A 12,322-nucleotide genomic window follows, 5' to 3' on the forward strand; every position below is an offset into this window, starting at 1 on the left:
TGATGATTTCCGAGTTTTTAAACCATTAAAACACAGAAAATCAAAAACTGCTTTATCGGTTTGACAAAAAAATGTAAATTTGCCCCTTATTTCAAAAAAGTGGCTAAGGAGATTGTTTTAATTATCGGCGGACCAGGTTCCGGTAAAACCACGGTTATCAATGGTTTAACCGAAAAAGGATACGTATGCTATCCCGAGGTTTCGCGCGAAGTTATCCACGAGGCCCGCAAACAGGGAATCGAGCAGTTATTTCTTGAAAAACCACTATTATTCAGCGAATTATTACTGGAAGGCAGAAAGAAACAGTTTCAGAGCGCCGTTAACGAAAATGACGATTTTGTTTTTATCGACCGTGGTATTCCTGATGTTTTAGCCTATATGCACTATATCGGCGATGCTTATCCTGCTTTTTTCGATCAGGCTTGCCGTGAGCACAAATACAGCCGAATATTCATCCTTCCGCCTTGGGAGGAAATCTACACCAGCGACGAGGCGCGTTATGAAACCTACGAACAGGCCGTTTTAATTCAACAGCACCTTATTGAAACTTACGAAAAATACGGGTATTCCCTGATAGAAGTTCCAAAAGACACCCTGAACAACCGCATCAATTTTATCCTTGACAATCTGTCGAAATAACTTATATTCGTGTAGAATTTTCACGAACAGCCTTTGGACGCTTTAACCCTTCTTAAAAAATACTGGAACCACGATTCCTTCCGAAGCCCGCAGGATTTGATCATCCAATCGGTTTTGGACGGAAAAGACGCGTTTGCTTTGTTGCCAACGGGTGGCGGAAAATCGATTTGTTTTCAGATTCCCGCTTTACTGCAACCCGGAATCTGCCTGGTGATTTCTCCGTTAGTCGCTTTAATGAAGGATCAGATTGCCAACTTACAGAAGCGCGACATCAAAGCGCTTGCTTTAACCGGTGGGATTTCGACAGATGAAACCATTGATTTATTAGACAATTGTCAGTTCGGAAATTACAAATTCCTCTATCTTTCCCCGGAGCGTTTACAGTCGGATTGGGTATTGGAACGCATCAAAAGTTTGCCCATCAACCTAATCGCCATAGACGAAGCGCATTGTGTTTCGCAATGGGGGCATGATTTCCGGCCGGCTTATCTGAAGATTTCAAAGCTTAAAGAATTTTTTCCTAAAGTTCCTTTTTTAGCCTTGACCGCCTCGGCCACACCAAGAGTTCAGGAAGATATCTGCACCCAACTTGGTTTACAACAGCCTCAGGTGTTTAAAAAATCGTTTGCACGGGAAAACATCGCTTATATGGTTTTCGAAGCCGAAGACAAGTTGTTCCGGATTCAGCAGATATTAACCAAAAACCCGGCACCTTCCATCATCTACGTCAGAAATCGAAAAGCCTGCCACGATGTTTCGGCGCAAATCAGCGCTTTAGGCTTTACGAGTACGTTTTATCACGGCGGCCTTTCCACCAAAGAGAAAGAGAGAAACATGCAATTGTGGCTGAACGATGAAGTTCAGGCGATTGTAGCCACCAACGCTTTCGGCTTGGGCATTGACAAACCTAATGTAAAAACCGTCATTCACATCCAACTGCCGGAAAATCTGGAGAATTATTATCAGGAAGCCGGTCGTGCTGGAAGAAACGGAGAGAAAGCCTTTGCTGTTTTATTGTTGGCACCTTCGGATATTCAAACCACTAAGGCACAATTTTTAGACGTTTTACCGGATAAGACATTCCTAAAAGAAGTCTACATCAAACTCAACAATTACTTCCAGATCGGGTATGGGGAAGGCATCAACGAGAGCTTTTCCTTCAACCTGAATCAGTTTTGCGGTCATTATAAGTTTCCAATACTCAAAACGTTTAACGCTTTGCAGTTTTTGGACAATCAGGGCATCCTGACACTTTCCAAAGAATTTTCGGAAAAAATCACGATACAGTTTTTATTGGACAGCCGTGAAATGCTGCGTTATTTAAGTCTCAATCCTGCCGATGAAGCCGTACTGACTGCCATTTTAAGAAATTACGTCGGGGTCTATGATATGCCTACGGCGCTCAATACCAATCTGATTGCTAAAAAGGCGACCACTTCCGAAGAAGAAGTTCTTTCTGCCTTAAAACGAATGCAACAAAAAGAAGTCTGCAATCTGATAACCCAATCAAATGACAGCATCTTAACCTTCAATGAAGTACGGGAAGACGAGCTCACCATCAATCGGGTAGCTAAGTTTCTGCAACAGCAAAACGAGTTGAAAGCCAAACAGTTTGAAGCGGTAATACATTTAGTTTCCGATAAAACCACCTGCAAAAGCAAATTGCTGCTCACCTATTTTGGTGAAACCGAACTCGCGGATTGCGGCAATTGCTCCGTTTGCATCCAGAAGAAAAAAGAACCGAAAAGCCCAATTGAAATTGCCCAAAGCATTATCGTTTTACTTCAAAATTCAGCTTTAACGTCAAGAGAAATCGAAAATTCGCTGGATTTAACTTCCGAGGAAACTATCTTTGCACTCAGAATCCTGTTGGAAAACAACAAGGTGACCTTAAATAATCAGAATCAATACTCAATCGTATAATGGAAAAATTACGCATCGTTTTCATGGGAACTCCCGAGTTCGCCGTGGGGATTTTAGATACTATATATAAGAACGGTTACGAAATCGTCGGGGTAATTACCGCTGCCGACAAACCAGCTGGTCGCGGACAAAAAATCAAATACTCGGCCATAAAAGAATATGCACTGGAAAAAAACCTGCGTTTACTGCAACCGACCAACCTGAAAGACGAAACATTTCTGGAGGAACTAAGAAGCCTTAATGCAAATCTTCAGGTAGTCGTGGCTTTCCGTATGTTACCTGAAGTGGTTTGGCGCATGCCGAAATTCGGAACGTTTAATTTACACGCTTCCTTACTTCCGGAATACCGTGGGGCCGCACCTATCAACTGGGCGGTGATCAACGGGGAAACCAAAACCGGTGTGACCACTTTCTTCATTGACGACAAAATCGATACCGGTGCCATGATCCTAAGCGACGAACTTTCCATCGGTGAAAACGAAACAGCGGGAGAACTTCACGACCGTTTGATGGCATTGGGAAGCACAACCGTCGTAAATACTTTAGCGTTGATTGAAAAAGGAGAAGCAACGACAACACTTCAAAAGGACAGTCCTGAAATCAAAACCGCTTACAAACTGAATCGCGACAATTGCAAAATCGACTGGAGCAAACCCGGTGCGGAAATCCACAATCAGGTACGCGGTTTGAGCCCTTATCCAGCGGCATGGTGTTTCTTTCAGGACAACGGTCAGGAATGGAACATAAAAATTTATGAAACGCTTTTTGAGAAAGAACAGCATCCGCATCCGGCCGGCACCATCCTATCCACTAAAAAAGAACTTAGAATTGCCGTAAAAGACGGTTTCATCAAAATCCTAAATTTACAGTTTCCGGGCAAAAAAAGAATGACCACCCCGGAACTTTTAAACGGAATCTCCTTCAATGAAAATGCTATTGCGCTGTAAGCCTTGTAAACACTAAGAGTAGCGAAAAATCGGAAAATGCAAGTAAGTTTATTAACAAACCGCCTGAGTTATCAACAATTTAGGCGTTTTTTTTGTAAAAAACTGAAAAACACTTGCGTAATCGGGAAATTCATATAAATTTGTAGGACATTAATTAATTAATCAATCTATTAATAACTATTTATTATGAACAAATCAGAATTAATCGATGCAATCGCTGCAGACGCAGGTATCACTAAAGCAGCTGCTAAATTAGCTTTAGAATCTTTCTTGAAAAACGTAGAAGGAACTTTGAAAAAAGGTGGAAGAGTATCTTTAGTAGGTTTCGGATCTTGGTCAGTATCTAAAAGAGCTGCAAGAGAAGGAAGAAACCCTCAAACTGGAAAAACTATCAAAATTGCTGCTAAAAACGTAGTAAAATTCAAAGCAGGAGCTGAGTTAGAAGGTTCTGTAAACAAAAAATAGTTTTAGACGAAAGAAAATATAAAGCCCCGATAAAATCGGGGCTTTTTTTTTACTTTTCAACGATTTTCATTGGTTTTATTTTGGGCTAATATGTTTTTTTCGCTAAATTTAATTCTAATCTAAAGGGAAAAGTGTTAAATAGTAACCTAAAACCTATGACAAGATGATATCTTTAAAACCAAAAAAAGGAAATTTGCTCATTGCAGAACCTTCAATCATAGGCGATCTGTCATTTAACAGATCCGTAGTTTTATTAGCCGACCATAATAACGACGGATCGGTAGGTTTCATCTTGAACAAACCGCTTCGTTACACGATCCACGACCTGATCCCGGAAATCAATGCGAATTTCAAAATTTACAACGGCGGACCGGTAGAACAGGACAACCTGTATTTCATCCACAACATTCCGGACCTTATCCCGGACAGTATTGAAATTTCAAGCGGGATTTATTGGGGAGGTGATTTCGAATACACTAAAAACCTGATCAATCAGGGAAAAATCAAGAAAAACAACATTCGTTTTTTCTTAGGTTACACCGGCTGGGATTCCCATCAACTGGAAGACGAACTGGAAGAAAACTCCTGGATTGTTTCCAAAAACAGTTATGAGAACAAAATCATCGGAAAATCGGCCACCCATTTCTGGAAAGAAAAAATCATGGAACAAGGCGGCGAATACCTGATTTGGTCCAACGCACCTGAAAACCCTATCCTAAATTAACCCAAACGGATCTGGGCATTTAATTTCACAAGCAATTCCGAAGCCAATTTGGATTGGTATTCTTTCTTGCGGTATTTGGTTATTGGCTGAATCCCCTGAATAACATTGGTCAGGAACAACTCATCGGCTTTCTGAAGATCGAAAGGTGAAATCGATTCTTCCACCACTTCCAACTGTTCCATTTTTCGGGCAATTGCCAAAAGCTGTTTTCTCATAATTCCGTTCAGACAACCATCGGATACCGGCGGAGTGATCAGTTTGTTTCCGGTCAGCATGAATAAATTGCTTTGCAGGGCTTCAATCACATTCTTTTCATCATTCATCAGCAAACAGTTCTGATAACCGTTCTCATCCGCAAAAACACTTCCGGTAATCTGAACCATTTTATTATTGCTTTTGATGGTAGACAACAACTGCTTGGTCATATAAAAGTCTTTGAACAATTCCACCTCGTAATCGCCTTCTGTAATAGCATACAAAGCATTTTCAAGCGGTAAAGCCGTGACGATAAAATCGATAGTATTGGTTTTCGGAAGATAGAAACCACCGGATTGGCGGTATACGGAAAAACGCACTCTGTAAGAAGCAGAAGGTGCAAGCGAGGCGATCAGCTTCAGGATTTGGCTTTCGAAATATTCCATGGTAAAATTCATGGGGATTTCCATACGCACGATTCGCATCGAAGCCATCAGTCTGAAATAATGATCTTCGAGAAAAAGCACCTTATTGTCCAACACTTTAATAGTTTCAAAAACAGCATCTCCAAATAAAAAACCTCTGTTTTCCTGAACCGGAATTGTCAACTCGTTGGTTAGCGAACCGTTATAATTAATCATAAAAAAACCCTGAATAAAATCCAGGGCAAATATAACCTTTATAAATTGAAATTAAACGGATCCAATAACATGTTTTAAATCGGAAACCTGATTTTCCCACAGCTGTTTTGCCTCTGCTAAATCAGTTTCTTCTGCAAAATCCACCACCATCAACGAAACGTCTTTGGTAATTTCATCTTCCAGAATTCGTAACTCAAAATAATATTCTGCATCTTTATTGTCTTCATCTACCCAGCGAAACTTGACTTTTTCACCGGATTTCTTAGAAGCCAGACGCGCTCTTTCTTCTGAGTCGTTCCAAACAAATGTAAAAAATTCTCCGCGTGAGTTTACATTATCTGCAAACCACTCCTGCAATCCCGAAGGTGTAGATATGTATTGATATAGTAGTTGAGGCGATGACATGATGGGGAACTCTAATTCGTATCTAACTTTACCTTCCATATTAATTATTTAATTTTTCGAAATATATAGTAATTACTGTAATAAAAAAAAGGAAAATCGAAAAAAATGAAAAAAAATATTTTTTAAAAAATATGTTTGGAAGGTTTAAATTAAGTTTTATATTTGCACCCGCATTCAGCAAGGATGTAAGACCGACAAAATGGCGAGGTAGCTCAGTCGGTTAGAGCGCAGGATTCATAACCCTGAGGTCACGGGTTCAACTCCCGTCCTCGCTACTAAAACCCTAATTACTTGTTTCAAAAGTAGTTAGGGTTTTTAATTTTCACCCAATCCTGTCACAATTTGTAATTTCCTTCTGTTTTTTGATTGATTTCAACGGAATTTTACTGTAATTCATCGTGAATAAATTCTATTTATCGAAAAGAATCTGCTTAATCCGGATAGTTGTTTTTTTTATCGTTAGCTTAGCTGTAGAATTCCAAAAATAATGCCTTTTCCCGGCAAAGCTGCTTTTAAAATCAATATTTACTTATATATTCATAAAAGCAGCGTTAAGGTTTTTTGTTGCCTTTCAACACCTGACATTAGCTGCCGATAAAGGATCCCAAAGTTTAGAGCTTACAAATTTGTTCAACAATAAACTTTGTGATTATGAAAAAACACTACTTTTTTGGGATTTTATTTTCGCTAATTACCTATATATCCTATGGACAAAACTGCGCCGTACAGAAAAACGTATCAGATGATGAGATTTGTAACGGTGAACAGGCCTCTATTGTTGTAAGTGATGCTGTCGCAGGTGAAACCTATCAATTATTGGAAGGAGCAACCCTGATTGACTCACAGACTCCAGGCTCAAATGGTGACATCACCTTTAACGTTAGCCCGACAACTTCAACAGACTATACCGTATACAATGTTACCTTAGATTGTTTTTACACCGATCTGGGATCTGTTACAGTTAATCCGATTCCAACAGCTGTAGCTACAAATCCTGATCAGGAGCGATGTTCGGGACTGGCAATCTTAGCCATGAATTTCTCGGGATCGGTACCTGGTACCACGTACAATTGGACAAGGGATAACACTGTAAATGTAACAGGCATTAACAGCAGTGGCAGCGGAAACATCACAGGAACACTGACCAACCTTACTTTTGTTCCGCAAACCGTAACTTTTACCATTACACCCACGGCTAACGGCTGTGACGGAACACCAATAACAACAACAGTTCTGGTAAAACCCGAACCGGATGCATTGGCTTCCATAAGCACACAAACCATTTGTTCCAACACGGCAATAACACCAATATTGTTATCCGGAAATGTGGCAGCAAGCACTTTTACCTGGACCCGAAATAATGGAGATATAGCTTCCGGCATCGTAACCGGAATTGCGGCCAGCGGCAGTGGTGATATTTCAGGAACTTTAGTAAACACAACTACTACGCCGAGAACAGTCACTTTCACCATCACACCTCATGCAGACGGATGCAACGGCACCCCCATTACTGTTACGGTAATCGTGAATCCAACACCGGTAGCTAATGCTTCGGTACCCAATCAGACACGATGCTCCGGAGTAGCTTTGGGCAGTTTCGGGGTTACAAGTAATGTCAGCGGAACCACATATGCCTGGGTTAGGGACAACACAATAAATGTTACCGGTATAGCTGACAACGGAACAGGAACCATCACCGGAACCCTGACCAACAACACTAATGCGCCGCAAACCGTAAACTTTACTATTACACCAACCGCTAACGGATGCGATGGCGCATCAATTATTGTTTCAGCTTTGATTAATCCGACACCTGATGTTTCAGCGAGTACAGGTAATCAAGTGATCTGCTCCGGTGACGCTATAACAAATATTAATTTTAGCGGAAATGTGGCCGGAACAACGTTTAACTGGATCCGAAATAACGGCGATATTGCCTCAGGTATAGTTCAGGGGATTGCAAGCAGCGGAAGCGGCAACATAAGCGGCAGCCTGACCAACACTACCAACGCACCTAGAACCGTTCGCTTTACCATAACACCGACTGCAAACAGCTGTGACGGAAACGATTTACTCATCGACATCGTGGTCAATCCAATACCGGTTATCAGTGCCTCTGCACCCAATCAGACAAGATGTTCGGGTGTGGCGTTAGGAAGCTTCGGAATAACCAGTAATGTATCCGGAACCACATATGCCTGGGTTAGAGACAACACAGTAAACACAACAGGAATTGCCAATAACGGAACCGGAACTATCTCCGGAACACTAACCAATAATACTACTTCCCCACAAACGGTAAACTTCACCATTACCCCAACTGCTAACGGCTGTACAGGGTCACCATTTTCGGTTTCAGCCTTAATAAATCCGAGACCGAACAATGCTTCTGCAGCACCTCAGTCACAAAGTATTTGTTCAGGCGATGCCATCAGTACTATTATTTTAAGCAGTGACGTTGCAGGAACGACATACAATTGGACAAGAAGCAACTTTGTAAATGTAACCGGAATCCCTTCCAGCGGAAGCGGAGATATCTCAGGCAGCTTAATCAACAATACATCTGCCAACCAAACCGTAACCTTCACCATTGAACCTTTTTACACCACTTGTGAAGGCACCAATTTTACAGCTACGGTAACCGTCTTCCCTACTCCAACTGCCGCTACAGTAACCGGTTCTCAAACCATCTGTTCCGGCAATCCGATTGCTACAATTGCCTTCACCGGAATTTCAGGAACATCATATAATTGGACAAGAGACAATAACGCCAATGTTACAGGTATCGCTTCAAGTGGCAGCGGTAGTATTACAGGAACATTGACTAATACAACCGGAGTACAGCAAACCGTTCAGTTTACGATCACACCGGTACGCAGTGGCTGTTCCGGCACACCGATTATAGCTACAGTTACCGTGGAAGCAATATCTGTTGGAGGAGCCGTAACAATCTCACAGCCGAATATAACACCTGTTATCAACGTTACAACCGTATGCCATGTAGGCAATGGAACTTTATATTTAAGCGGCCACAGAGGCAATGTTGTCCGTTGGGAATTTTCCACCAACGCAGGAATAAACTGGACAGCTATTAACAACACTAGCGACACTTATAATTACGCCAACATAACGCAAACTACGGTTTTCAGAGCGGTGGTACAAAACGGACCGCTGTGCGCACTAGCCTATTCAAGCTCAAGCATGATCAATGTGATTCCTAACATAAAACCGAACCCGGTTACAGCAACACCTTCCACCATATGTAATGGCGATTCTTCAGTATTGACTGCGCAAAGCGGTTTTGCCACAAGCGGAAATGTTGCGACTGGCGGTGATTTCAGCAATTCAAACCCTACCGGATGGATGGTTGGAGGTTGCGGTAACTGTCTAAATGCAGGATCCAGCAATACCAACCCTAATCCTTGGCAATTAAGTGCCACCAATGGTGGAACGTATTCCGGAGTTACTTATACTTCGAGTGGTAAATTTGCAATAGTAAACGGTGCCTTTGCCCCTGGAAACACATCCTATCTTTATACGCCAACGTTTAACACTTTTGGACTAACCTCAGCCAGTTTAACTTTTGCAGATGCCTATAACCTCCAGGCCGGAGCGTCTATTTCTATACAGATATCGGTAAACGGAGGAACTTACACGACCTTGTGGTCTGCAACAGGTCCAGCATCAAGAACACCTTACCTTAATTTCAACACCAATACTCGTTCAATTGATTTAAGCGCTTATTTAGGACAGCCTAATATAAGAATCCGTTTTGCTTATATCGGGAACACTAACAGCTCATGGGCTGTAGATAATATCGCTATTCCGGAAACACCTCTAAACCTTTCAACACAATGGGTAGATGCCACTACTGGTACTCTAATAAGCAACAACACTACCGTAACAGTTACACCTTCCGTGACTACAACGTATGCCGTTACTTCTTTCTTAAACGGATGTAACAGTTTTGGCACTGACGGAACGGCTTATGTAACAGTAACTGTTAACCCGAGACCAACAGCCGTATTAGGAACCGATCAGTATGTTTGCTTCGGAGGCACTGCAACTTTGACCGTTACTTTTACTGGTACAGGTCCGTGGCGCTTTACTTATACCAACGGAACCACCTCAACCACAGTAAGCAACATTAATACAAATCCATATAATTTCAACATAACCAACGTAACCTCTAACCAGACTTATACAATAACTGCCTTAAATGATTCCCGATGTACCGCCTTACCTGCAGATATTACCGGTTCGGCAACCATTACCGTACTAAACGGAACGCCGGGTGTCTGGACAGGTTTGGTAAGTACCGATTGGTTTGACTGCCGCAATTGGCAACGAGGCTTACCTACCGCAACGATAGATGCTTTGATTCCATCCGGAATGCCAAGAATGCCTATTATTGATCCGTTGAGCCCTTTTGCAGCCACATACAGTTTTCTTGCAATAGCGCGTGACATCACAATTAGTCCTGGGGCTTCGGTTACCATGGCAGCCAATTCCAATTTGCATATCAAACGTAATTGGATGAACAGCGGAAGTTTTGTACCGGGAACAGGAACAGTTACTTTTAACAGCAGCACTGCCAGCATGATTCAGTACATGAACAATGCGACCGAAAATAATTTCTTTGAAAACTATTATAACCTCACTTTAAATTGTACCAACAGCGCCATAGGTGTTTATGCTCCTAATTTCCTTCGCCTTACCGTTGCCAATGATTTAACACTGACAAGCGGCGACTTGCGTTTGGTGGGAGAAGCACAATTGGTACAAAACGGAACAGTGGCCAATCCTGCCGGCGGAACCGGAAAACTGATTAAAGACCAACAGGGAACAAAAAGCAGTTTCCATTACAATTACTGGTCTTCTCCGGTAAGTTCTAACAATACGACTTACACGGTTGGTGAAGTTTTAAGGGACGGAACCAATTCTGGAGCTGACCCATTCGGGACGCCAAATATAACCTTTGGCAACGGAGTGGCTTTTGCCGATGGCGCCTTAACCAACCCGATCCGATTAAGCAATAACTGGATTTACAAATATACGATTGCCAGCACAAGTTATTACTCATGGCAACTTATCGGAAGCACCGGAAGTGTTAAAGTGGGCGAAGGCTATACCATGAAAGGCGTAACCGGAACAGCTCCTAACACGGAATATCAGAATTATATTTTTGCAGGAAAACCGAATAACGGAACCTTCACACTTAACATTGCGCTGAATCAGTTGTATCTGATCGGTAATCCGTATGCCTCTGCTTTAGATGCCAATGCCTTTATCATGGATAACATTAAAGATGGCGGAAACGCGGCCACCAATGTTTTCAACGGCGCTTTATATTTTTGGGATCATTTCGGGGGACAAAGCCATTATCTGGCCCAATATGTAGGCGGTTATGCAACCTATACCTTAATGGGTGGCGTAGTGGCGATTTCAAACGATCCGCTGATTAACGACAACAATACAACCGGATCCAAAATCCCAAGACGTTACATCCCAGTGGCACAAGGTTTTTTCATCCGCACCGATATTGCCGGAGCATCCGGTATGACAAGTCCAATTACAGGTGGTAATGTGGTGCTAAAAAACAGTCAGCGTGCTTTCAGAAATGAATCACCTGCCAACTCGGTATTCTTCAGAAATCAAAATGAAATTGCCGATACCGATAACCGATCTAAAATCAGGCTGGCCTATGAATCCCCTTCCGGATTACGCCGACAGCTTTTACTTGGAGCCGACAACATCGCTTCCAATCAGTTTGACATCGGATACGACGCGCCAATGGCCGATCCTAATCGCGAAGACATGTATTGGAACGTTTTAGGGGGTAAATTCGTAATCCAGGCAGTGAAAGACTTCAATCCGGAACAAATCCTTCCAATCGGCTTAAAAGTAGCGCAGAGCGGTGTAAGTAAAATCAAATTGGATGACCTGGAAAACATTCCGCAGCAAACCCAGATTTATTTGTATGACAATCAAACCGGTATTTACCATGATTTGAGAGCGGGTGCTTTTGAAGCCAGTCTTCCAATCGCCGAATACAACAATCGTTTTTCGATACGCTTCAGCAATGTGACTTTGGGCGATGATAATCCTGAACTAACACACGGACTGTATGTTTTTGTAGATGCTGACAATATTCTGAACATCAAAAACAACCGAACCGATTTACGCATTGAGGAAGTACAACTGTTCAACCTGATTGGGCAATCGATAAAAAAATGGGACGTTGAAGACGAAAACCAACCGAACATCTTACTGCCGGTGCAAAGCATACGATCCGGCGTTTACATCGTGAACCTGAAAACTTCCGATGGCCTGCTCAGCAAAAAAATTGTAGTTAAATAAATAAAAAAAAGCCCTTTTGAAAA

The 12,322-nt window shown here is 42.1% G+C and carries 8 protein-coding genes and 1 tRNA gene; 7 read left to right on the top strand and 2 right to left on the bottom strand.

The features are described 5' to 3' along the window. The first annotated feature begins 99 nt into the window (after window positions 1-99). The 5 genes from ACWPKD_RS04485 (at window position 100) to ACWPKD_RS04505 (ending at window position 4,698) form a co-directional block, all read left to right on the top strand. On the top strand, window positions 100-639 hold the full coding sequence (locus ACWPKD_RS04485) for an AAA family ATPase (RefSeq protein ID WP_455411488.1): 540 nt from the start codon (window positions 100-102) through the stop codon (window positions 637-639). 33 nt (window positions 640-672) lie between these two features. After that, a complete protein-coding gene (locus ACWPKD_RS04490; RefSeq protein WP_455411489.1) occupies window positions 673-2,562 on the top strand; it encodes a RecQ family ATP-dependent DNA helicase in 1,890 nt (629 codons plus the stop codon). Then, window positions 2,562-3,509: a methionyl-tRNA formyltransferase gene (fmt, locus tag ACWPKD_RS04495; protein ID WP_455411490.1), complete on the top strand. Its 948-nt coding sequence runs from the start codon at window positions 2,562-2,564 to the stop codon at window positions 3,507-3,509. Before ACWPKD_RS04490 ends, fmt begins: the two co-directional genes overlap by 1 nt. Before the next feature lie 186 nt (window positions 3,510-3,695). Further along, window positions 3,696-3,974 (top strand): HU family DNA-binding protein, encoded by a 279-nt coding sequence (locus ACWPKD_RS04500; RefSeq protein ID WP_026979330.1) that lies wholly within the window; start codon window positions 3,696-3,698, stop codon window positions 3,972-3,974. A gap of 163 nt (window positions 3,975-4,137) precedes the next feature. Continuing rightward, window positions 4,138-4,698, top strand: coding sequence for a YqgE/AlgH family protein (locus ACWPKD_RS04505; protein WP_455411491.1), 561 nt, complete (start codon window positions 4,138-4,140; stop codon window positions 4,696-4,698). On the opposite strand, the gene ACWPKD_RS04510 is transcribed toward ACWPKD_RS04505, so the two are convergent. Together ACWPKD_RS04510 and ACWPKD_RS04515 are read right to left on the bottom strand one after the other, a co-directional pair. Further along, window positions 4,695-5,534, bottom strand: a complete 840-nt coding sequence (locus ACWPKD_RS04510) for an aminotransferase class IV (protein ID WP_455411492.1) — start codon at window positions 5,532-5,534, stop codon at window positions 4,695-4,697. The genes ACWPKD_RS04505 and ACWPKD_RS04510 overlap by 4 nt on opposite strands. Before the next feature lie 51 nt (window positions 5,535-5,585). Further along, on the bottom strand, window positions 5,586-5,978 hold the full coding sequence (locus tag ACWPKD_RS04515; RefSeq protein ID WP_455411493.1) for an START-like domain-containing protein: 393 nt from the start codon (window positions 5,976-5,978) through the stop codon (window positions 5,586-5,588). A 162-nt stretch (window positions 5,979-6,140) separates the two neighbouring features. Here ACWPKD_RS04515 and ACWPKD_RS04520 point away from each other — a divergent pair. Beyond that, window positions 6,141-6,214 (top strand) — tRNA-Met (locus tag ACWPKD_RS04520). 376 nt (window positions 6,215-6,590) lie between these two features. After that, window positions 6,591-12,299, top strand: coding sequence for a PKD-like domain-containing protein (locus ACWPKD_RS04525; RefSeq protein ID WP_455411494.1), 5,709 nt, complete (start codon window positions 6,591-6,593; stop codon window positions 12,297-12,299). Window positions 12,300-12,322 lie beyond the last annotated feature (23 nt).

The sequence above is a fragment of the Flavobacterium pedocola genome, from assembly GCF_053764385.1.

What these genes read in the sequence shown, in the direction of transcription:
- ACWPKD_RS04515 (WP_455411493.1), bottom strand. Translation starts at nt 5,978, where the DNA reads ATGGAAGGTAAAGTTAGATACGAATTAGAGTTCCCCATCATGTCATCG.
- fmt (WP_455411490.1), top strand. Translation starts at nt 2,562, where the DNA reads ATGGAAAAATTACGCATCGTTTTCATGGGAACTCCCGAGTTCGCCGTG.
- ACWPKD_RS04505 (WP_455411491.1), top strand. Translation starts at nt 4,138, where the DNA reads ATGATATCTTTAAAACCAAAAAAAGGAAATTTGCTCATTGCAGAACCT.
- ACWPKD_RS04500 (WP_026979330.1), top strand. Translation starts at nt 3,696, where the DNA reads ATGAACAAATCAGAATTAATCGATGCAATCGCTGCAGACGCAGGTATC.
- ACWPKD_RS04510 (WP_455411492.1), bottom strand. Translation starts at nt 5,534, where the DNA reads ATGATTAATTATAACGGTTCGCTAACCAACGAGTTGACAATTCCGGTT.
- ACWPKD_RS04525 (WP_455411494.1), top strand. Translation starts at nt 6,591, where the DNA reads ATGAAAAAACACTACTTTTTTGGGATTTTATTTTCGCTAATTACCTAT.